This is a genomic window from Tautonia plasticadhaerens (assembly GCF_007752535.1).
Taxonomy (GTDB): Bacteria; Planctomycetota; Planctomycetia; order Isosphaerales; family Isosphaeraceae; genus Tautonia; species Tautonia plasticadhaerens.
Window position 1 is genome coordinate 7,491,372 of the sequence record NZ_CP036426.1, and the last position, 22,164, is coordinate 7,513,535.

The following is a 22,164-nucleotide window of genomic DNA, read 5'->3' on the forward strand; positions in this document are numbered from 1 at the left end:
CGCCGTTCTCGACCGGCCGGCCCGCCCCCCGCGGGGCTTGTAGCTTGGCGACCGGCCGGGGCTTCCGCAAGGAGGGAGCCCGAGGTTTTTCGGATCGCCGACGAGGCCGACGTCAGAGGACCCCGGCGGTCATCTCAGTCAAGGCCCGGAGCAGCGTCTCGATCTCCTCGGCCGAGTTGAACGGGCCGGGGCTGAGCCGGAGGGTGCCGTCGGGGAAGGTGCCCAGCGCCTGGTGGATGTACGGGGCGCAGTGCAGCCCGGCACGGACGGCGATGCCGTGCGACGAGTCCAGCGCCATCGCCAGGTCCTGCGAGGGGAAGGCCTCCGGGTCCGGAGGGATGAGCGACAGGGCCCCGACGTGGGTCGCCGGGTCCCAACGGCCCGCCACGCGCCAGCCGTCGCCGTTCCCCTCGACCCAGTCGATCACCTTCTGGAGCAGGCCCACCTCATGGGCCCGGTTCGCCTCCGGGCCCCGATCGGCCACCCAGCGGACCCCCTCGGCCAGCCCGGCGACCCCCAGCACGTTGGGCGTCCCCCCCTCGAGGCGATACGGCAGTTCCTCGGGCTGGACCGGGTGCTTCGAGTCGCCCCCGGTCCCTCCCTCTCGCCAGACCCGGAGGTCGGCCCGGGGCCCGACATACAGGGCCCCGGTGCCGGTCGGGCCGTAGAGGGCCTTGTGCCCGGGGAAGGCGAGCAGGTCGATCGGCGTGGCCCTCAGGTCGATCGGCACGACGCCGGCCGACTGGGCCGCGTCGACCAGCAGCAGCGCCCCGGCCTCCCGGACGATCGGGGCGATCGCCTCGATCGGTTGCACGGTCCCCAGCACGTTGGCCGCGTGCGTCAGGGCGACGAGCCGGGTCTTCGGCGAGAGCGCCGCCCGCAGCTCGTCCGGGTCGAGGTAGCCGTCATGCGAGGCCAGCCGGGTCAGGGAGATCATCCCCCCCAGCTCCATCGCCACCAGCGGCCGGCTGATCGAGTTGTGCTCCAGGTCAGAGGTGATCACGTGGTCGCCGGGGTTGATCGCCCCCTTCATGGCGATGTTCAGCGCGTCGGTGCCATTGAGCGTGAAGACCCAGCGCTCGGGGGCTTCCCCGTTGAAGAACCGATTGAGCGTGTGCCGGGCCTGGTCGAGCGTCCGCTCGGCCTCGGTCGCCATCCGGTGCCCCGAACGGCCCGGGTTGGCCAGGTGCGATCGGGCGAAGCGGTCGAGCGCCTGGTAGACCGGCTCGGGCTTGGGGAAGCTGGTGGCGGCGTTGTCGAGGTAGATCATCGGATGGGTCCAGGGGGAGGGTCCGGGCGAGGGCGGGGCTGGCCCGGAAGGGGCCGGGCGTCGATCAATTGCCCACGAACTGGGCGTACAGGGTCCTCGCCTTCGACACGTCGTTGGTCCCCTTGATGATCGCCCTGCCGTCGGGGAAGACGGTGAATTCGTGCCCCTCCGCGGCGAACCGGAGCATGTAGCTGTTGTGGCGCACCTGCCCCAGCGGGGCGAGCCTCCCGGCCAGCTCGGCGAAGTCCAGCGGCTGGTCGCGTCGGGCGGCCACCTGCACGGCGTTGCGGCCGCAGAGGGCGGTGGTGTGCGACCCCATCCGGCCGTCGAGCCACTCGAAGTCGCGTCGGCCGCAGCAGGGGCAATCCACCTTCCCCTTCAGCGAGGCGATCTTCAGGCGGCGGAAGGACCAGTCCCAGAGGTCCACCATGATCAGCTCCCGGTTGAGCGAATCGCGCCTGCCGCCGAGGATCTTGATGGCCTCGACCGCCTCGAACGAGGCGACCACCGCCACCGCCGGACCGAGCACGCCGGCCGTCTCGCAGGTGGGGGTCATGCCGGGCGGCGGGCTGGTCTCGATGACGCACCGGATGCAGGGCGTCTCACCCGGCAGGATCGTCATCGTCTGCCCCTCGCTGCCGATCACGCCGCCGAAGATCCAGGGCTTGCCCAGCTTCACGGCCGCGTCGTTGATCAGGTAGCGGGTCTCGAAGTTGTCGGTGCCGTCGAGGATCAGGTCGGCGTCGCCGACGAGGTCGAGGATGTTCGTGTGGTCGATGTCCGTGACGACCGGCTCGACCGTCACCTGGCTGTTGATCGCCCTCAGCTTCCTGGCGGCGGCCTCGGCCTTGGGCAGGTTGTCGGCGACGTCCGTCTCGTCGAAGAGGATCTGGCGCTGGAGGTTGTGCGTCTCGATGAAGTCGCGGTCGACGACCCGGACGAATCCGACCCCGGCCCGGACCAAGTGGTTCGCCAGCACCGTGCCCAGGGCGCCGCAGCCGCAGATGGTCACGCGGCTGTCCATGAGTTTGCGCTGGCCGTCCTCCCCCAGGTTCTGGAAGCGGATCTGGCGGCTGTAGCGGTCCAGCTCGGCGGGGACGTCGGCGAAGGGGACGGAACCGATAGCCATGATTGATTCTCGATGGGCGACGCCCCCCGGGTCCGTCCCGGCCCGGGGCGGTCGGCGGGGGGGCGGGGGGCACGGTCAGGACATCGGCCGCCCCGGCGACGTCCGGGGCGACCTGGGGGCGAGGGCGTGCGCGGCCAGCGCGATCAGGCCCGCGGCCGAGGCCGCGGCGATCGTCAGCACGAGGTGCCCGGTGGCGAAGAACGAGACGACCTCGTCGAGGAATCCGGCGACCTCTCCCGGGGCCAAGGTCGGCGGCGAGCCGACGAACCGGTCGTACGCGACGACGAGCCATCGGGTGGTCGGCAGGTCGGTCGGGCGGGCCCTCCACGCGCCGTAGTAGGCCCAGCCGGCCGAGGCGAATCCCAGGGCGAAGGCCCGCGACCGGCCCCGAAGGGCGATCCCCGACGCCGTGGCCACGGCCAGGATCGCCAGGGTCATCCCCGACAGCGCCCTCGCCTGGAGTTCGGCCGCCAGCGCGACGAACGCGCAGCCGATCGCCGACGCGGCCACGGCCGCGAGCAACCTCCGGAGGGAATAGCGGGGTGCGGTCATCGGGCGATCGGCCCTCGGGCGAGGCGAGCGGGGAATCGGCCTCAGCCGCCGGCGATGGCGGGGATGATGCCGACCTCGTCGGTCTCCTTCACGGGGGTCTTCAGCTCGTCCATGAACCGGATGTCCTCGTCGTTCAGGTAAACGTTCACGTACTGATGCAATTGCCCCTCGCCCGCGAACAGCCGCTTCTGGAGGTCCGGGTGCAGCCGGACGAGGTCGGCGAGGACCTCGCCGACGGTGGAGCCGGCGGCCTCGACCGTCGCCTGGCCCCCGGTGTTCGGGCGTAACGGGGTGGGGATGCTGACCTTGGCCATGATCGGGCGTCGCCTCGCTGCGAAGGGGGGGGATCGGGGAGGATGCCGGGGCGGGGGTCGGCCTCGGGGGGCGGGCGTCGGATGCCGGACCGAGCCGGGCCCGACCGGCACCCGCCATCCCGAGACCGGCGCCCCGGACCGGACCGGCTCAGGCGCCGGCGGGGGCCAGCTCGGCCTCGGCCGGGGCGGAGGTGCCGATGAGCGTCTCGAACTCGGCGAGCGTGGGATTGATCACCGGGGGGCGGGCGATGCGGTCGATCACCGCCTCCTGGGTCTTCAGGCCGTTGCCGGTGATGCAGACGACGGTGGTGCCGTCCCGGTCGATCTTGCCCTGCTCGATGAGCTTCTTCGTGACGGCCAGGGTGACGCCGCCGGCGGTCTCGGCCCAGATCCCCTCGGTCTCGGCCAGCAGCTTCATGGCGTCGACGATCGCCTCGTCGTCCACGTCCTCGCCCCAGCCGCCGGTCTCCTTCATCAGCTTCGAGGCGAAGAAGCCGTCGGCCGGGTCGCCGATGGCCAGGCTCTTGGCGATCGTCCGAGGGTCCCGGACCGGCTTCACCCGCGGGGCGTCGGTCTTGATCGTGTTGGTGATCGGGTTGCAGCCGGTGGCCTGGGCGCCGAACATCCGGGTCCGGACCGGGTCGATCCAGCCCAGGCCCTCCAGCTCTTTGAACGCCTTGTAGAGCTTGCCGATCAGGCTGCCACCGGCCATCGGCGCGACGACGTGGTCGGGGGCCCGCCAGCCGAGGTCCTCGGCGATCTCGAAGCCCATCGACTTCGACCCCTCGGCGTAGAACGGCCGGAGGTTGACGTTCACGAAGCCCCAGCCGAAGCGGAAGGCGATCTGCGAGCAGAGGCGGTTGACCTTGTCGTAATTCCCGCTGATCGCCACCACCTTCGCGCCGTAGATGGTGGCGCCGAGCACCTTGCCCTGCTCCAGGTCGTCCGGGATCAGGACGTACGCCTCCAGGCCCGCCGCCGCGGCGTTGGCGGCCACCGACCCGGCGAGGTTGCCCGTCGAGGCGCACCCGACGGTGTCGAAGCCCAGCTCCACGGCCTTCGACAGCGCCACCGCGACCACCCGGTCCTTGAACGAGAGGGTCGGGTAGTTCACCGCGTCGTTCTTGATGTACAGCTCGCGGACGCCCAGTGCCTCGGCCAGGCGGGTCGCCTTCACCAGCGGGGTGCAGCCGACCTGCAGCCCGACGGTCGGCTCGCCGTCGATCGGCAGCAGCTCCTTGTAGCGCCACATCGTCCGGTGGCGACGCTCGACCGCCTCGCGGCTCAGGGACCGGCCGATCGCCTCGTAGTCGTAATCGACCTCAAGCGGGCCGAAGTCCTCGGTGCAGAAATTCAGGGCTTCCTTGGGATAGAGCTTCCCGCAGAGTCGACACTTCAGGCCGCGGACGAATTCGGAGCTCACCGATGGTCCTCCCGGGTCGGCTCGGCCGCCTGCCCGATCGAGCTGGCCCCCGACCTCGTGTCGGGGGGGCGGATCGCGGCGTCGGGCCGGCAAGGGTCGGGCGCCTGGCTCGTCCCCCGGGAACGTCCCCGAGGGCGACACCGGGCGCCGTGGTCCGGTCCGATCCGGCGGCATGCTTATCGCCGAGTGGGGCGAGGGGGGAGGCGAAGAGGAGGGAAGATGCGAGGGGGCCGGCCGATTCGCCCGTCGGGGCGAACCGAGCGGTCGAGAGGCCATCTCATCTCCCCCAATAATCAGCCGATGCATCGGCGGTTCATGTCGACCGCGTCGCAATCGGTTGGGCGGGAATTAGCACCAGCATCCGCCCCGTTGGCGGATCGGTTGCTGTGGCGTCACAGGGCCCGTCCCTCAGCCACTCTGGATAAGATGCGCGCCGGATTGAGAATGTTGGAGAAGGATAACCCGGCGCGAGGCCCCGAGTCAAGGGCTCGGGACGCCGACGACCCGCCCCGGATGCCTCCGGGCCCCCGCCGAGGCGGCCCGATCGGCCCCGTCCCCCTCCGGCTTCGGCCAGGCGAACAGGTAGCGGAACCCGACCGCCTCGCAGGCCGCCACCAGCACCAGGGGGAGCACCAGGCCGGCCACGGTCCCCAGGGCGATGTGGGTCCCCAACGCCGAGATCCCGAGCACCTTGTGCAGGGCGATCCGGGTCGCCACCGACCCGTGCCCGCCGGCCACGTAGATCTGCAGCGAGTTCCTGCCGAAGTACCGCAGGGCCTCCACCCCGGGCAGGCGGTCGATCAGCATCGCCACGCCGAACATCCCGGCCGTCCCCAGCAGCGCCGGGACCAGGTCGAGGGCCGGCACCTCGTCCAGCCCCAGGGCCACCGCCCCCTTCATCAACGCGAAGCTCGACGGCACGACCAGCAGCAGGAGCCGGGGGGTCAGCCGATTTCCGATGGCCCTCACGTGCTCCGCCAGCACCAGTCCCATGCCGAAATAGACGGCGAAGAGGGCGACCTGCACCAGCATCGACGGCGCCGCCTCCCAGAACGGCACCACCCCATGCAGCAACGCCCCGGCCGCCAGGAACCCCCGGGCACTCCCGCCCATTGCGGCCCAGAGCCCGTAGCCGGCCATCACCACGAACAGGACGTACAGGAACCAGACCCCCTGCATCGGGTCGACCAGCATCTTCAGGGGGGTAAGGGGGTCGGCCTGATTGTTGGCCAGGCCCGAGGCGGCCGAGAGGCCGACCCAGCCGATCAGCGACCAGACCAGGTAGGGATAGGCCAGCGTCCGGGTCTTGTCGCCCAGGAACCGGGGCAACCCCCTCCGGAGCGACCGGGCCGCGAACAGGCCCGAGGCCAGGAACATGGCCGGCATCCGGAAGGTGTAGAGCAGGTCGTACGCCGCCCAGAGCCACTGCTTGCCCGACTCGGAGACGAACGAAGCGAACGCCAGGCCCCCCAGGACATGCCCGAGCACGACCAGCGCGATCGAGAGCCCCCGGAAGGTGTCCAGCCAGGTGACCCGATCCGCCCGGGTGGCGGGCTCGGGCGGTGCGGGGACGGGCGCCGAGGCGGTGCTCATCGGGGTGACCTCCGTGTCGGTCGATCGGGCGAGGCGAGGTCCGACTGTCCTCCGTCCCGGTGTCGGGTCGGAGGCGGCCGGGCGAGCGTCGGGGTTTGAGGGTCCGGGGGTCCGGACGCCGCCGGGCGGACGGTTATCGCGACGATGCCCGGATCCGTCAAGGCCATTGGCGTCCCGATCTCCCCCGGGCGTCTTCCCGATCCCCCGGCCCCGCTCGGTCGTACAATAGGGCGAGGCACGCCCATTCGATCACGGGAGACGCGGGCATGGCGACGACCGAGAGGATGCAGGCCGCCCCGGGGCCCCGGGCCGTCGAGGAGCGGACCCGGGAGATCGGCCGGGAGTTGTTCCGCCGCATCGGCGGGGGGGCGTCCCCGCTCGATCGGGCCTGGTGGGACGACCAGCTCATGGGCCTGACCATGGACGACCCCGAGGTCAAGGTCCAGCTCTTCCGGTTCATCGACGCCCTGCCGACGCTGGTCGAGCCCGCCTCGGTGCGCCGGCACCTCAACGAGTACCTCGCCGAGGCGGGGGTCCGGGTGCCGGCCCTGCTCTCGATGCCCCTGGCGATGGCCCCCCCCGGGCCCGTCGGCGACCGGATGCTCGCCGGGATGGCCCGCGCCGCCGCGACGAGGATGGCCCGCCGGTTCATCACCGGGAGCACCCCCCAGGAAGCCTTCCGGACCGTCCTGGGGCTCCGCCGCAAGCGGGTCGCCTTCACCGCCGACCTGCTCGGCGAGGCGGTCATCACCGAGGCCGAGGCCGACGCCTACCGGCACACCTGCATCGAGCTGATCCGGGGGCTGGCCGGGCCGCTCGCCGAGGAGCCCGAGATCCGGCTGATCGACCGCGACGAGCACGGCCCGATCCCCCGGGCCAACCTCTCGCTCAAGCTCACCAGCCTCACCGCCCGGTTCGACCCGACCGCCGCCGAGGCCACCGCCGACCGGGTCCTGGACCGCCTCCGCCCGATCCTCCGGGAGGCGATCGCCCGGTGGGCGTTCGTCAACGTCGACATGGAGCAATACGCGTACAAGGACCTCACCTACGCCATCTTCCGCCGCGTCCTGGACGAGGCCGAGTTCCGCGCCTACCCCCACTTCGGGATCGTCTGCCAGGCCTACCTGCGGGACGCCGAGGCCGACCTGCGGATGCTCCTCGGATGGGCCGAGGGCCGGGGGACCCCCGTCACGGTCCGGCTGGTCAAGGGGGCGTACTGGGACTACGAGGTCCTGCACGCCCGGCAGGTCGGCTGGCCGATCCCGGTCTGGGCCCGGAAGTGGGAGACGGACGCCTGCTACGAACGCTGCTCCGACTTCCTGCTCGACCACCGCCGGTGGCTCCGGCCCGCCTTCGGCTCGCACAACCTCCGGAGCCTCGCCCACGCCATGGCCGGGGCCGAGGTCCGGGGGATCCCGACCGACTCCTACGAGGTCCAGATCCTCCACGGCATGGGGGACCCCATCCGGCGCGCCCTGGTCGGCCGGGGGCACCGGGTCCGCGTCTATTCCCCCTACGGCGCGATGCTGCCCGGCATGGCGTACCTCGTCCGCCGACTGCTGGAGAACACCTCGAACGAGTCCTTCCTCAAGGCCAGCGCCCAGGGCGACGCCCCGATCGGCGAACTCCTCAAGAGCCCCCAGGAGGTCGGCACCATGCGAGCCCTCGCGACCCGAGCCCGTCCCGAGGCCGAACCCGGCGTCCTCCCCCCGTTCGCCAACCAGCCCCCCGTCGACTTCTCCCGGGCGGAGAACCGGGACCGGATGCGTGCCGCCCTGGAGGAGGTCCGCTCCCGGCTCGGGAGGGAGTACCCCCTGCTGATCGGCCCGGACGAGGTCCGCACCGGGGATTCCCTCGTCTCCGAGAGCCCCAGCGATGCCTCCCTCATCGTCGGCCGATCGGCCAAGGCCACCCGCGACCATGCCGACAGGGCCTTGAGCGGCGCCGAGGCCGCCTACCCGTCCTGGTCGGGCCGGCCCGACCGGGAGCGGGCCGACGTGCTGTTGAAGGCCGCCGCCATCATGCGGGCCCGCCTCTTCGAGCTGGCCGCCTGGGAGGTCTTCGAGTGTGCCAAGCCCTGGCAGGAGGCCACGGCCGACGTCGACGAGGCGATCGACTTCTGCGAGTTCTACGCCCGACGGATGATCGACCTGGCCGACCCCCGTCGCCGGGACGTCGCCGGGGAGACCAACCGCCTCTCCTACTTCGGCCGGGGCCCCGCCGTCGTCATCCCGCCCTGGAACTTCCCCCTGGCGATCCCCTGCGGCATGACCGCGGCCGCGCTGGTCGCCGGCTGCCCGGTCGTGCTCAAGCCCGCCGAGCAGTCGCCGGTCATGGCCTGGCACCTGGTCTCGATCCTCCGGGAGGCCGGGGCGCCGCCGGAGGTCGTCCAGTACCTCCCCGGGGTCGGCGAGGAGGTCGGCGCCGCCCTGGTCGAGGACCCCAGGGCCGCCGTCGTCGCCTTCACCGGCTCCAGGGCCGTCGGCCTGTCGATCAACCGCTCCGCCGCCGAGACCAGGCCCGGCCAGCGGCACGTCAAGCGGGTGATCGCCGAGATGGGGGGCAAGAACGCCATCATCGTCGACGACGACGCCGACCTGGACGAGGCCGTCGTCGGCGTCCTCGCCAGCGCCCTCGGCTACGCCGGCCAGAAGTGCTCGGCCTGCTCCCGGGCGATCGTCCTCGACGGGGTCTATGACGCCTTCGTCTCCCGGCTGGCCGAGGCCGTCCCCTCCTGGACCGTCGGCCCCGCCGACGACCCCGACTCGGCCGTGCCCCCGGTCATCGACGCCGAGGCCCGGGACCGGATCGAGCGGGCCAAGGCCGACGCCCGATCCGAGGGCCGGGTCGTGGCCGACGTCGACGTCGACCCCCTCCGGGACCGGGGCCACTACGTCGGCCCGCTCATCGTCGCCGATGTCGACCCGAAGGCCCGGGTCGCCCGGGAGGAGATCTTCGGCCCCGTGCTCGCAGTCATCCGGGCGAACGACCTCGACGACGCGCTGCGGATCGCCAACGGCGTCGAGTACGCCCTGACCGGCGGCCTCTACTCCCGGAGCCCGGCGCACATCGAGCGGGTCCGGGGTTCCTTCCTCGTCGGCAACCTCTACATCAACCGCCCCTGCACCGGGGCCCTGGTCGACCGCCAGCCCTTCGGCGGCTTCCGGATGTCCGGCATCGGCACCAAGGCCGGCGGCCCCGACTACCTGCTCGAATTCCTCCTGGCCCGATGCGTCACCGAGAACACCATGAGGCGGGGCTTCGCCCCCGACGTCGACGAACTGGCCGAGGTCGAGGTCCGGGGCGACGTCGGCATCTGAACAGATGGGGCGGGCCGGGGGGTGGTGCTCCCCCGGCCCCCTCGGTCCCGATCAGCCGGCCCGGCGGCCCATGGGCCGCACCCGACGGGGGGCGATCGGCCGGGCGAACCGGGCCCGCAGTGGGGACTCGATCGCCTCGAAGTCCCGGTAGCGGAGCCTCAGGTCCTCGTGCCTCAGGTTGGCCTCGACCACGATCTCGGCCCAGGCCGCCAGGCTGGCGTCCACCACCGTCTCCAGGCCGTAGAGGCGGCCGAACGGGGGGATGGCCCCCCGCTCGCAATCGACGAAGATGCCGGCCAGCTCGTCCTCGGTCGCCAGGCGGACCCAACCCGCCCCCAGCACCCCCCCCAGGCGCTCCAGGTCGACCCGGTGCGTGCTCGGCAGCACCGCCAGCACGAACCGGCCGTCCGCCCGGACCAGGACCGACTTGGCCACCTGGTCCCCCGGGACGTGGACGCTATGCGCCCGCCGAGAGGCCGTCGACTCGGGCCGGTGGAGCATCGCCTCGTACCGCACCCGATTCTCTTGCAGGTAACCCCGGATGCACATCGCACGACCCTCCCAATCGTTGTGATTGCCTTCAGCAGTATAGCTGATCTGGGGAGTCTGGGTAACATTTTTCGTGCCAGGATGTCGGATCAGGCCGCCGCGAGCATGGTCGGAGGATCGGGTCGAGGAGATGATGCCGAGCGGGGGGATCCGGGACGGCCGGGGAGCTTCGGTGGCGATGGGGGGCAGATTCCCCTTGCTCGGACCCGTAGAATGAGGGCGTGGTTCGTGGCGGGCGGATGACCGCCCCGGGGCCCGCGTCCGAGCGATCGGGCGTCGGGAGCATCCCGGGGAGGAAAGTCCGGACTCCGAAGGGCGCGATGGTGGGTAACGCCCACCGCCCGGCCTGGTGACGGGACGGGTAGGGAAAGTGCAACAGAGAGTAAACCGCCTCCCCGGCCTTCGGGCCGGGGCGGTAAGGGTGAAACGGTGAGGTAAGAGCTCACCAGCAGGCCGGGCGACCGGCCTGGCTCGGCAAACCCCATCGGGAGCAAGACCAAATAAGGGGGCAGCGGACCGGTCGGGCAACCGCCCGGTCCCGCGGGTCGGCCCGGCCCGCCACCGACCCCCGGGTAGGTCGCTCGAGGCGTCGGGCAACCGGCGTCCCAGAGAAATGGTCATCCGGGCGCCTTCGGGCGCCCGACAGAATCCGGCTTATCGCCCGTCACGAATCCCACCCCCGCCATCCCGACCCGCGGGCCGAACCCGCTCCCGGCCCGCCCGACGACTCCGGTCCGCGCGATCGACGGACGGACCGTCCGCCCCCCGTGAAATCCGATGAATCCTGTCTTGCCGTACGGCGGCCGGCGCACTATGATGGATGCATCAGGGATCGATGATCCTGGACCAACGATCGGTCCTCCCCCGATCCGTCCCGATCAGCAAGGAGCGAGGCGGATGAGTGCCGCAGCCCCGAGCGCCGTCGATCGCATCGCCCGCCCGGCCGCGGACGCGCCGGCCGAGGCTCCCGAGTTGTTTCTGCTCGGGTCGATCGTTGACTCCTGGGTCGAGCCCGCCGGATCCTGCGACTGGGATTCCAGGCTGGTCCTCCAGGTCGTCCCTCGGGGCAGGCCCCGGGAACTGCTGACGGTGGAGGCCGATGCGGTCCTCGTCCCGGACCTCGGCTGGCTGGCCGACCTGGGGGAGAACCTCTGCCACGGCAGCCCCGTGCGGGTCAAGGCCCGCCGATCCCGGTCGGGCGACCTCGAGGTCACCGAGTTGGATCTGGATCGCTGAGCGGCCCCCTCCGCCTCGGGGCGCCCCTTCCCGGCCGATCGGCCTTCGACCCCGGCTCCCCCTCGGCCCCCGCCTCGGTCGTCCCCAGGGGATCCCTCGCCGATCGGCCGGGGGATTCAAGGCCGCCGTCGGGCCCCCCCGGCGGCCGGGACGACCAACCGTCCCGTCGCGCCGGCCGGACCGACCGAACCGGAGAGGACGCTTGACGCCCGATCCGAGGGACCTACAACGAGCGGTGGGCCGGGCCGGCCCCCCGCCCCCCGGCCCGCCGCCGACGAGCAATGGCAATCGCGCCCCCGTCGGTTTATGATGACGAGGGATGTCGTCCCCCGTCCCGGCCGACCCCGCCCGCCTCGCTCCCGGGCCGACGACGGTCCCGAGCACTCCCCTCCCCGGACGACCGCCCCGGCCCTCGGGCCGCCCGGCGGCCGGCGACGGGGCTTCCTCCTCACTGGGATCCTGGAATGCTCCGCTCATCGATCGCCAAGAAGGCCGTGGTGGCCGTCACCGGCCTGCTGATGTTCGGCTTCGTCATCGGCCACATGGTCGGCAACCTGCAGATCTTCCTCGGCCGGGAGACGATCAACAAGTACGCCGAGTTCCTGCATTCGATGCCCGAACTGCTCTGGGTCGTCCGATTCTCCCTGCTGGCGGCCGTCGCGCTGCACATCGGCTTCACCGTCTGGCTCTACCGCGAGAACCGCGCCTCCAGGCCCCAACGCTACGTGATGGAGCGGACGACCCGGGCCTCCACGGCCTCGCGGTCGATGATCCTCTCCGGCCTGCTCGTGCTGTCGTTCCTCGTCTACCACCTACTCCACTTCACCGTCCAGGTGACCAACCCGGACTACCAGCAGTACTACGAGCACGAGGGCCGACCGGTCACGCTGGTCCGCTACGAGCCCCCCGCCCAGATCGGCCCCGGCCAGGCCGAGGCGGACGCCGTCGCCGCCTCCGAGGCCGCCGCCGACACCCCGGCCGAGGACGGGATCGCGACCGAGGCCGCCGCCGCCATCCGGGAGATCCCGGCCGACTCCGTCGGCGCCGAGGCGAGGCGCGAGTACCGCCGGGACGTCTACCGCATGGTCATCCTCGGCTTCCGCTCCCCGCTGATCTCGCTGGCCTACATCGTCTCCATGGTCCTGCTCGGCCTGCACCTGAGCCACGGCGCCGGCGCCATGTTCCAGACCCTCGGCCTGACCTCGCCGAAATATCGCAAGGCGATGTTCCTGCTCGGCCCGGTCGCCGCGACGGTGATCGTCATCGGCAACGTCTCGATCCCGCTGGTCATCCTGCTCGACCACTGGACCGGCATCGGCCTCTTCGACATCTGAGCCGACCCGATTCGCCCGATCGCGAACGCCCCCCCGCACACCCGACCGTCCGACCGTCCAGGAAAGGCACGCGCATGAAGGTCCTCGAAGAGAGGCTCGACGCCCGGATCCCCGACGGCCCGCTCGACCAGAAGTGGACCCGACACCAGGGCGAGATGAAGCTCGTCTCGCCGAACAACAAGCGCAAGTACACGGTCATCGTCGTCGGCACCGGCCTGGCCGGCGGCTCCGCCGCCGCCACGCTCGCCGAGCTGGGCTACAACGTCCTGTCCTTCTGCTACCAGGACAGCGCCCGACGCGCCCACTCCATCGCCGCCCAGGGCGGCATCAACGCCTGCAAGAACTATCAGAACGACGGCGACTCGGTCCGGCGCTTCTTCCACGACACCATCAAGGGCGGCGACTTCCGCAGCCGGGAGGCGAACGTCTACCGCCTCACCGAGCTGTCCACCGACATCATCGACCAGTGCGTCGCCCAGGGCGTCCCCTTCGCCCGGGAGTACGGCGGCACCCTCGCCAACCGCTCCTTCGGCGGCGCCCAGGTCTCCCGGACCTTCTACGCCCGGGGCCAGACCGGCCAGCAGCTGCTGCTCGGCTGCTACCAGGCGATGATGCGCCAGGTCAACGCCGGCAAGATCACGCTGTTCCCGCGCACCGAGATGCTGGACCTGGTCGTCGCCAACGGCCGGGCCATCGGCATCATCACGCGCGACATGGTCACCGGCAAGGTCGAGAAGCACTGCGCCGACGCCGTCGTCCTGGCCACCGGCGGCTACGGCAATGTCTTCTACCTCTCCACCAACGCCAAGGGCTGCAACGTCACCGCCGGCTTCCGTGCCTACCGCCAGGGGGCCTACTTCTCCAACCCCTGCTACACGCAGATCCACCCGACCTGCATCCCCCCGCACGGGGAGCACCAGTCGAAGCTCACCCTGATGAGCGAGTCGCTCCGCAACGACGGCCGCGTCTGGGTGTCGAAGACGCCCGGCGATAAGCGGGCCCCCGACCAGATCCCCGACGAGGACCGCGACTACTACCTGGAGCGCATCTACCCCTCCTTCGGCAACCTCGCCCCCCGGGACATTGCCAGCCGGGCCGCCAAGCGGGTCGTCGACGAGGGCCGGGGGGTCGGCCCGACCGGCGTCGGCGTCTACCTCGACTTCCGCGACGCGATCGGCCGCCTCGGCGCCCAGAACATCGCCGCTAAGTACGGCAACCTGTTCGACATGTATCAGCGCATCACCGACGAGGACCCCTACAAGGTCCCGATGCGCATCTACCCGGCCAGCCACTACACCATGGGGGGGCTCTGGGTCGACTACAACCTGATGAGCAACCTCCCCGGCCTATTCGTCATCGGCGAGGCGAATTTCTCCGACCACGGCGCCAACCGCCTCGGCGCCAGCGCGCTGCTCCAGGGGTTGGTCGACGGCTACTTCGTGCTGCCCTACACCATCGGCGACTACTTCGCCCGCTTCAAGAAGCTGGACGCCTCCGCCGACCACCCCGAGTTCGACCAGGCCGAGGCCCGCGTCAAGGACCGAATCCGCACCTTCCTGTCGATCAACGGCCGGCGCACGCCCGACTCCTTCCACCGCCAGCTCGGCCAGCTCGTCTGGGACAAGTGCGGCATGTCCCGCAACGCCGAGGGCCTGAAGGAGGCCATCGCCAGGATCCCCGAGATCCGCCAGGAATTCTGGGAGGACGTCAAGGTCGTCGGCTCGGGCGAAGACCTGAACATCTCGCTGGAACAGGCCGGCCGCACCGCCGACTTCATCGACCTGGCCGAGCTGATGTGCCGGGACGCCCTGGCACGGGAGGAGTCCTGCGGCGGCCACTTCCGCGAGGAGCACCAGACCGACGAGGGGGAGGCCCTCCGGGACGACGAGCGTTTCTGCCACGTCTCCTGCTGGAAGTCCAATGGCACCGACCCCGACCCCGACCTGATCCTCGAGCCCCTGGTGTTCGAGAACGTCCAGCTTGCGACCCGGAGCTACAAGTAATCCCATGAATCTCACGCTTCACGTCTGGCGCCAGAAGGGCCCCGCCGCCGCCGGCCGCATGGTCACCTATCAGGCCAGGGGGGTCAGCCCCGACCAGTCCTTCCTCGAGATGCTCGACGGCCTCAACGAGGAGCTGATCACCAAGGGGGAGGAGCCCGTCGCCTTCGACCACGACTGCCGGGAGGGGATCTGCGGCTCCTGCGGCATGGTCATCAACGGCGTCGCCCACGGCCCCGAGCAGACCACCACCTGCCAGCTCCACATGAGGAGCTTCGAGGACGGCGACGAGATCTACATCGAGCCCTGGCGCGCCGAGCCCTTCCCCGTCGTCCGGGACCTGATGGTCGACCGCTCCGCCTTCGACCGGATCATCTCCGCCGGCGGATACGTCTCCATCAACACCGGCTCCGCACCCGAGGCCAACGCCACCGCCATCCGCAAGGAGGACGCGGACATGGCCTTCGACGCCGCGACCTGCATCGGCTGCGGCGCCTGCGTCGCCGCCTGCAAGAACGCGTCGGCCATGCTCTTCACCTCGGCCAAGGTCTCCCAACTCGCCAAGCTCCCCCAGGGCCAGGTCGAGCGCAAGCGACGCGTCCTGAACATGGTCGAGCGGATGGACCAGGAGGGCTTCGGCAACTGCTCCAACTACCAGGAGTGCGAGGCCGTCTGCCCGAAGGGGATCAGCACCCAGAACATCAGCGTCATGAACCGGGAGTACCTCCGCGCCACCCTCACCGGCGCCTGATCCCGCAGGGCGACCGATCCGATTCGCCCGGCGATGCCCGCCGGCCAACACTCGATCAACGGGCCGGCACCGGTTCCCCGGGCCGGCCCGAAACCTTGCGCGGCGAGAGGCCGCACGGACCGTTTCTCCCCCCGAGTCATCCGCCCCTGGCCTCAGGCGGAGAACCGCACGCAGTAGACCGGCGGGAGGTGCTCGGAGACCGCGAGCCAGGAATCTCCCGAATCTTCCGAGACCCACAGCGAGCCGGTCGTCGAACCGAAGGCGAGCACCTCCCCCCGGTCGTCCACGTCCATCGCGTGGCGATAGACGAGGTCGTAGGCGTTGCGCTGCGGCAACCCGGCCGTGATCACGTCGAACGACCGTCCGCCGTCCCGGGTGCGGGTCACCACGACCTTGCCGCCGACCGGGATCCGCTTCTCGTCCTTCTGGGCCGGGACGAACCAGGCGGTGTCCGGATCTTCGGGGTGGACCGCCACGGCGAAGCCGAAGGTGGAGGGCACCCGGTCCGACGCGACCTCGTGCCAGGAACTCGCCCCGTCGGTCGTCCGGAAGATGCCGTTGTGGTGCTGGGCCCAGAGGCAATCGGGCTCATCCCGGCAGCGGACGACCCGGTGGGGGTCCTGGATGTTCGGGTCGTCCTTGTGCTCGGGGGGCATGTAGGCGGCGAACATCCCCGAGGCCCGGCAGTCCCAGGAGGCCCCGCCGTCGTCCGTCGCCCAGACTCCGCCGCAGGAGACGCCGAGCATCAATCGCCCCGGGTCCCTCGGGTCGAGGCAGATCGAGTGGATCCCCGGCCGGTCCGCCCCCCCGCCGAACCAGGCCTTCCGCGAGGGATGCCGCCAGAGCGTCTCCACCAGCGCCCACGACCGGCCCCCGTCCCCCGACCGGAACAGGCCGCCGGGGATCGTCCCGCACCAGAGCACCCCGGCCTCCTCGGGCCCCCCCGGCTCCAGGGCCCAGACCTTGTCCAGCGCCCAGGGCTGGGGCTGGCCCGTGAACGGATGCGTCTCGACATCCTCCGGCCCCTGTTCCGGGAAGACCGGCACCGCGACCTCCTCCCAGGTCGACCCGCCGTCCCCCGATCGGTGGAACTTCGAGCCGAAATGGCCGTGGTCGAGCGCCGCGTAGAGCGCCCCGTCCCTCGGGTCGGCCAGCGTCATCGGGACGTTGTCCCCCTCGAACGCGACCCCGACCACCTCCCATCCCGCCCCCGACCCCGACCGCTCGATCGTGAACAGCCCCTTGCGCGTGGCCACCAGGAGTCGCCGTCCCATCGCGGACCTCCGTGAGCTTCGGAGCGCGGTCAGCCGCCCGAGAGCGCCTGGAAGACATACACCTCCGCCCCCTCCGGCACCGGGTCGGACAGGCCGACCCGGTCGGCGATCCGATCGCCGTCGACGAAGACGGACATGTGCTTCCTCAGCGCCCCCCGGTCGTCCAGCACGTAGCCCCGGGCCCTCGGGTTGGCCTCGAAGACGGCGTCGAGCACCGCTCGGACGCTCGAGCCCGCCACCTCCGACGCCGGGCATGCCACGTGACGCTGGATGTTCTGCGTGAAGACGACGCGGGCCATGACGAACGACCGCCTCCGGGACCGGAACAGTTATACACCGGACCAATCCATACGGCTTCGACCGCAATCCGTCAACCCATCCGGGCGGAGGAAATCGGCCGAGTTCCCAGAAGTGGTTATCCGGCCGATGGTTCCGGCCCCTTCGGTTGGTCCCTCGTCAGGCAATGCAGCGTGCCCAATCCCCAGACCAGCTCCACCGCGTGGATCCCCACCACCACCCGGCCCGGGAACAGGTCGGCCAGGATCCCCAGCGCGACCCGGTCCTTCGGGTCGTTGAAGGTCGGGACGAGGACGACGGAGTTCGCGACGTAGAAGTTCGCATAACTGGCCGGGATGCGCTGGCCGTCGAAGACGACCGGTGCGGGCATCGGCAGCTCCACCACCCGGAGCGGGCGGTGGTCCTGGTCGGTCGCCTCCCGGAGCCGCTCCAGGTTCTCCCGGAGCGGCCCGTGGTTCGGGTCCCCCTCGTTTTCCTCGACGCAGGCCACCACCGTCGTCTCGTCGACGAACCGGGCGATGTCGTCGACGTGCCCGTGCGTGTCGTCCCCCACGATCCCCCGGCCGAGCCAGATGACCTTCGAAGCCCCCAGGTAATCGCGCAAGAGCTGTTCATATCCCGCCCGGTCGAGGCCCGGGTTGCGCTCCTGCTCGTGCGAGAGCAGGCATTCCTCGGTCGTGATCAGCGTCCCCAGGCCGTTCACGTCGACCGCCCCGCCTTCGAGCACCACCCGCCTCGACTCCTGCTCGATCGTCGTCCGGGGGGCCCATCGCGTCATCCCCAGCCGGTCGGCCACGAACCGGGGCAGGCGGTTGTCCCGCGTCCAGTTGTCGTACTTGGCCCAGGCGTTGAACTTCCAGTCGACCAGCGCCACCGGGGGCGGCTCCCCCTCGGCGCCGTGCGACCGGTCCCGGACCACGAACATCGGCCCCGAGTCGCGCAGCCAGCCGCGATCGGTCCGATGGCGGACGAACTCGACCCGATCGGGGTCGACCCCGGATTTCTCCAGGGCGTCGGCCGCCCTCCGCTCCGCCTTCCCCGAGCCGACGAGGATCCGGACCCGCTCCGACCGGCTCAGGTATCGGACGATCTCGGCGTACACCCACCGGATCGGCCCGAACTTGCCGGGCCAGTCCTCCTTGTTCCGCGGCCAGGCGATCCAGGTCGCCTCGTGGGGCTCCCACTCGGCCGGGAGCCGGTAGCCGAGCGACGAGGGCAGTTCGGCCGGGGACGGGGTCGGTTCGTCGGTCGATGACATCGTTCGGGCCGCTCGGGGGGGCAACGAGGCAGGGTCGATCCGGCCGACCCCGGGACGCCACATCCTAAGCCGCACCAGTGGAATGGGGAACAGATCTCGCGCAGGACCGCAGTGACGCCGAGAAGACGGGGCAATCATCCCCTCTCCTCTTCTTCCCCGCGCCTCTGCGTGAGGTCTTCCCGCATCCCCTTCTCCCCTTGTCTCGATCCGCCGTCGGGCTAGACTATCCCCCGAGGACCGGGGCCTTGCCCCAGCAATCGAGCGGCACGGAGGCTGCCCCCATGGACGACCTGCTCACCCCCGCCCAGCGCTCCTGGTTCGACGCCGCCGTCACCTTCGCGAAGTCGGAGCTGGTCGACGACGTCGCCTCCCGCGACCTCGAAGGCACCTTCTACCGGGACGGCTATCGTCGGTGCGGCTCCCTCGGCCTGCTCGGCCTGCCCGTCCCCCGGGAATACGGCGGCCAGGGGGACGACCTCCTCTCGGCGGTCGCCGCCGTCGAGGGCCTCGGCTACGGCTGCCCGGATACCGGCCTCGTCTTCGCCCTCGGCGCCTCGCTCTGGACGGTCACCATGCCGATCCTCGCCTTCGGCACCGAGGAGCAGAGGCGCCGATGGCTGCCCGGCCTCTGCGACGGCACCCTCTTCGGCGCCAACGCCGCCAGCGAGCCCGAGGCCGGCTCCGACATCTTCAGCATGAGCACGAAGGCCGAGAAGCGGGGAGACCGCTGGGTCCTCAACGGTCGCAAGATCTGGATCACCGGCGGTGCCATCGCCGACGTGCTGGTCGTCTTCGCCACCGTCGACCCCGGCAAGGGGGCCCTCGGCCTCACCTCCTTCATCGTGCCGAAGGACACCCCCGGCCTCCGGATCGTCCGGGAGATCCCCAAGCTCGGCATGCGGACCGCCCCGATGGCCGAGTTGGCCTTCGAGGACTGCGAGCTGCCCCTCGACGCCATCCTCGAACGGGAAGGACGGGGCGCCCGGGTCTTCAACGCCGCGCTGGAATGGGAGCGCGGCGCGATCCTCGCCGGCACCCTTGGCACGATGCGACGCCAGCTCGAACGCTGCGTCGAGCACGCCCGCAAGCGCAAGCAATTCGGCCAGGCCATCTCCAAGTTCCAGGCCGTCTCCCACCGCATCGTCGACATGAAACTCCGCCTCGAAACGTGCCGTCCGCTGGTCTACGGCTTCGCCCGCACCAAGGCCCGGGGCGAGGACGCCACCCTCGAAGCCGCGATGGCCAAGCTCCACGTCTCCGAGTGCTTCGTCGCCAACAGCCTCGACGCCGTCCGCCTCTTCGGCGCCGCCGGCTACGTCTGCGAGAACGGCATCGAGCGCGACCTCAGGGACAGCGTCGGCGGCGTCATCTTCTCCGGCACGAATGACATCCAGCGCAACATCATCGCGGCCCGCTTGCGGCTCTGAGCTGCAAGGATGCCCGAGCACCCGGGAATCCTCGACGGCGTCCCCTACCCTCGCCCCGTGCCCCAGATTAGCATCCGGGACGGGACGATGTGCCATGCGTCGGATGGCCCCCGGGTGCAAGCGGAGCGACATCGGGTCCAGGTGCAGCATGAGTCGAGCAGTCGCGGTGGTCCTCTGCGTGCTGGGATGCGTCCCCCGGGAAGCCCCCCGGGCGATCGCCGGGGCGCAGCCCGATCCGGTGGCCGTCGAGTCGCCGGACGGCCGGATCCGGGCCGAGGTCTTCCTCAAGGCGGCTGCCGATGAGGGTCCTGTGCCCCACTATCGGGTGAGCGTCGACGGCCGACCCGTGGTCCTGGACTCTCCGATCGGGATCGCGCTGGGAGACGGGACGATCCTCGGTGCCGATTCGGCGATCGAGGGCGTCGAATCGGCCGAGATCGACGAGCGATACCGCCAGCACCCGGGCAAGCGGCGCGAGGTCGTCAACCGGGCCGACGAGGTGACGATCTGGTTCCTCGAAGCGGGCCGATCGCAGCGGCGCTGGCAACTCGTCGTCCGGGCCGCCGACGACGGGGTCGCCTACCGCTATCGCTTCCCCGAGCAACCGGGGTGGGATTCGCTGGTCGTCGCCGAGGAGCGATCGACCTTCACGCTGCCGGAGGGGACCCGGGCCGTGGCCCTCCCCCTGGACGGGTTCGAGAGCGCCTACGAGGACCGCTATCGCCGCCTCCCCGTCTCGGAGGTGCCGGCCGATTGGCTGATCGGCCTCCCCCTGCTCCTCGAACTCCCCGGCGGGGGACTCGCGGCGATCACCGAGGCCGACCTGACCGACTACGCCGGCATGTACCTGGTCCGGGGAGACGGCCCCGATCCCCGGCTCGTCTCCCGCCTCTCCCCCCTCCCCGACGAGCCCGAGGTCGCCGTCCGGGCCGACCTCCCCCACGAGACCCCCTGGCGGGCGATCCTCGTCTCCCCCGACCTGGCCGGGCTCGTCGAGTCGGACTTCGTGCTCAACCTGAACGACCCGTGCGCGATCGGCGACGTCTCCTGGATCGAGCCCGGGATGACGACCTTCCCGTGGTGGAACGGCTTCTTCGAGGAGGGCGTGCCCTTCGAGCCCGGCCTCAACACCGAAACCGCGAAGTATTACATCGACTTCTGCGCCGAGGCCGGGATCCCCTACCATTCCCTCGACGGGATCGACAACCTCGCCTGGTACGGCGGCCCGATCCGCCCCTACGAGGGGGCCGGCATCACCGAGGGAGGCGAGGGCCTCGACTTCCAGGAGATCCTCCGCCACGCCGAATCCAGAGGGGTCCGGATCCGCCTCTGGATGCACTGGGAGGCCGCCCGGGCCCACATGGAGCACGCCTTCCCGCTCTACCGCGAGTGGGGCGTCGAGGGTGTCATGCTCGACTTCATGAACCGGGACGACCAGGAGATGGTCAACGTCCTCCGGGACGTACTGGAACTGGCGGCGGCCAACCACCTCACCGTCACCCTGCACGGCGCCTCCAAGCCGACGGGCCTGGAGCGGACGTATCCGAACCTCCTCTCCAGCGAGGCCGTGCTGAACCTCGAATACGACAAGTGGGACCCGATGGGCGTGCCCCCCGAGCACGAGCTGACCATCCCCTTCACCCGGATGCTCGCCGGCCCGCTCGACTTCCACCAGGGCTCGTTCCGCACCGTCCCCGTCCCCGAGTTCGAGCCGAGATACGTGGCCCCGCTCATCATGGGGACGCCCTGCCGGACGCTGGCCTCCTACGTCGTCTTCCAGAACCACCTGCCGATGGTCGCCGACTACCCCTCCGCCTACCGGGGCCACCCCGCCCTGCCGGTCCTCGCCTCGATCCCGAGCACCTGGGACGAGACCAAGCTCCTGTCCGGCTCGATCGGCGAGTCGGTCGTCATCGCCCGACGCCACGGGGAGGACTGGTGGGTCGGCGCCATGACCGATCGAGCGGCCCGAACCCTGTCCATCCCCCTCACCTTCCTCGGCCCCGGCCGCTTCAAGGCGGACCTCGACCACGATGACCTGGCGGCCCCGTCCCGGCTCTCCCACTCCTCCCGGGAAGTCTCCGCGACGGATCTCCTCGACGCGGAGCTCGCCCCCTCGGGCGGCGCGATCATCCGGATTTCCCCGTTGGCCTCCGACCGGGAAGGCGCCCGGACTCATTGACCGCCGGACGCTTGAGTCCGACCCTCTCCCCCGTCCGCGGGGGAGAGGGTGGTCGGAGGCCGGGTGAGGGGGGACCGGACGACGATCAAGGCCCGGCGAATCCTCGATGACCCCTCACCCCGGCCCTCTCCCCGCGAGCGGGGAGAGGGGGTCCGTCCCCGACCCTCTCCCCCGTCCTCGGGGGAGAGGGTGGGCGAAGCCCGGGTGAGGGGGGACCGGACGACTCGTTAGGCGCTGAAGTCGATCGACGGCCCC

General features: G+C 71.0%; 17 protein-coding genes, 1 other RNA gene and 1 riboswitch. Of the genes, 8 read left to right on the forward strand and 10 right to left on the reverse strand.

The features are described 5' to 3' along the window. Positions 1 to 112: 112 nt before the first annotated feature. From ElP_RS29865 to ElP_RS29890, 6 genes are all read right to left on the reverse strand, one after another. Positions 113 to 1,270, reverse strand: coding sequence for an aminotransferase class V-fold PLP-dependent enzyme (locus ElP_RS29865; protein ID WP_145276466.1), 1,158 nt, complete (start codon positions 1,268 to 1,270; stop codon positions 113 to 115). Positions 1,271 to 1,334: 64 nt separating this feature from the next. Continuing rightward, positions 1,335 to 2,399 carry a ThiF family adenylyltransferase gene (locus tag ElP_RS29870; RefSeq protein WP_145276468.1) on the reverse strand — a complete coding sequence of 355 codons (1,065 nt, stop codon included), beginning with the start codon at positions 2,397 to 2,399 and terminating at the stop codon, positions 1,335 to 1,337. 75 nt (positions 2,400 to 2,474) lie between these two features. Continuing rightward, positions 2,475 to 2,951, reverse strand: a complete 477-nt coding sequence (locus ElP_RS29875; protein ID WP_145276470.1) for a hypothetical protein — start codon at positions 2,949 to 2,951, stop codon at positions 2,475 to 2,477. A 41-nt stretch (positions 2,952 to 2,992) separates the two neighbouring features. Beyond that, positions 2,993 to 3,265, reverse strand: a complete 273-nt coding sequence (locus tag ElP_RS29880) for a ubiquitin-like small modifier protein 1 (protein ID WP_145276472.1) — start codon at positions 3,263 to 3,265, stop codon at positions 2,993 to 2,995. Positions 3,266 to 3,413: 148 nt separating this feature from the next. Next, positions 3,414 to 4,688 carry a threonine synthase gene (thrC, locus tag ElP_RS29885; protein ID WP_145276474.1) on the reverse strand — a complete coding sequence of 425 codons (1,275 nt, stop codon included), beginning with the start codon at positions 4,686 to 4,688 and terminating at the stop codon, positions 3,414 to 3,416. A gap of 312 nt (positions 4,689 to 5,000) precedes the next feature. Continuing rightward, positions 5,001 to 5,116: riboswitch (SAM riboswitch) on the reverse strand. A gap of 52 nt (positions 5,117 to 5,168) precedes the next feature. After that, positions 5,169 to 6,281 carry an acyltransferase family protein gene (locus ElP_RS29890; RefSeq protein ID WP_145276476.1) on the reverse strand — a complete coding sequence of 371 codons (1,113 nt, stop codon included), beginning with the start codon at positions 6,279 to 6,281 and terminating at the stop codon, positions 5,169 to 5,171. Positions 6,282 to 6,547: 266 nt separating this feature from the next. Here ElP_RS29890 and ElP_RS29895 point away from each other — a divergent pair, with 266 nt between their 5' ends. After that, on the forward strand, positions 6,548 to 9,601 hold the full coding sequence (locus ElP_RS29895; RefSeq protein WP_231749315.1) for a proline dehydrogenase family protein: 3,054 nt from the start codon (positions 6,548 to 6,550) through the stop codon (positions 9,599 to 9,601). A 51-nt stretch (positions 9,602 to 9,652) separates the two neighbouring features. On the opposite strand, the gene ElP_RS29900 is transcribed toward ElP_RS29895, so the two are convergent. Next, positions 9,653 to 10,150, reverse strand: coding sequence for an aminoacyl-tRNA deacylase (locus tag ElP_RS29900; RefSeq protein WP_145276478.1), 498 nt, complete (start codon positions 10,148 to 10,150; stop codon positions 9,653 to 9,655). Positions 10,151 to 10,377: 227 nt separating this feature from the next. On the opposite strand from ElP_RS29900, the gene rnpB reads away from it, so the two are divergent. The 5 genes from rnpB (at position 10,378) to ElP_RS29925 (ending at position 15,471) form a co-directional block, all read left to right on the forward strand. Next, positions 10,378 to 10,823: RNase P RNA component class A (gene rnpB / locus ElP_RS29905), an RNA gene on the forward strand. A 224-nt stretch (positions 10,824 to 11,047) separates the two neighbouring features. Then, entirely contained in the window at positions 11,048 to 11,386 is a 339-nt protein-coding gene (locus tag ElP_RS29910) for a hypothetical protein (RefSeq protein WP_145276480.1), read from the forward strand. Between the two features lie 464 nt (positions 11,387 to 11,850). Next, positions 11,851 to 12,720: a succinate dehydrogenase cytochrome b subunit gene (locus ElP_RS29915; protein ID WP_197446488.1), complete on the forward strand. Its 870-nt coding sequence runs from the start codon at positions 11,851 to 11,853 to the stop codon at positions 12,718 to 12,720. A gap of 74 nt (positions 12,721 to 12,794) precedes the next feature. Continuing rightward, positions 12,795 to 14,723: a fumarate reductase/succinate dehydrogenase flavoprotein subunit gene (locus ElP_RS29920; RefSeq protein ID WP_145276484.1), complete on the forward strand. Its 1,929-nt coding sequence runs from the start codon at positions 12,795 to 12,797 to the stop codon at positions 14,721 to 14,723. 4 nt (positions 14,724 to 14,727) lie between these two features. Beyond that, positions 14,728 to 15,471, forward strand: coding sequence for a succinate dehydrogenase/fumarate reductase iron-sulfur subunit (locus tag ElP_RS29925; RefSeq protein ID WP_145276487.1), 744 nt, complete (start codon positions 14,728 to 14,730; stop codon positions 15,469 to 15,471). A gap of 152 nt (positions 15,472 to 15,623) precedes the next feature. On the opposite strand, the gene ElP_RS29930 is transcribed toward ElP_RS29925, so the two are convergent. The 3 genes from ElP_RS29930 to ElP_RS29940 all read right to left on the reverse strand — a co-directional run bounded on the left by ElP_RS29930 (position 15,624) and on the right by ElP_RS29940 (position 18,300). Beyond that, on the reverse strand, positions 15,624 to 16,745 hold the full coding sequence (locus ElP_RS29930) for a WD40/YVTN/BNR-like repeat-containing protein (protein ID WP_145276489.1): 1,122 nt from the start codon (positions 16,743 to 16,745) through the stop codon (positions 15,624 to 15,626). A 29-nt stretch (positions 16,746 to 16,774) separates the two neighbouring features. Beyond that, positions 16,775 to 17,044 (reverse strand): MoaD/ThiS family protein, encoded by a 270-nt coding sequence (locus ElP_RS29935; RefSeq protein WP_145276491.1) that lies wholly within the window; start codon positions 17,042 to 17,044, stop codon positions 16,775 to 16,777. Positions 17,045 to 17,160: 116 nt separating this feature from the next. Beyond that, a complete protein-coding gene (locus tag ElP_RS29940) occupies positions 17,161 to 18,300 on the reverse strand; it encodes an agmatine deiminase family protein (RefSeq protein WP_145276493.1) in 1,140 nt (379 codons plus the stop codon). Between the two features lie 281 nt (positions 18,301 to 18,581). Here ElP_RS29940 and ElP_RS29945 point away from each other — a divergent pair, with 281 nt between their 5' ends. After that, a complete protein-coding gene (locus ElP_RS29945; RefSeq protein ID WP_145276495.1) occupies positions 18,582 to 19,727 on the forward strand; it encodes an acyl-CoA dehydrogenase family protein in 1,146 nt (381 codons plus the stop codon). 148 nt (positions 19,728 to 19,875) lie between these two features. Beyond that, on the forward strand, positions 19,876 to 21,909 hold the full coding sequence (locus ElP_RS29950) for a glycoside hydrolase family 97 protein (RefSeq protein WP_197446489.1): 2,034 nt from the start codon (positions 19,876 to 19,878) through the stop codon (positions 21,907 to 21,909). The last annotated feature ends 255 nt before the right edge of the window (positions 21,910 to 22,164 follow it).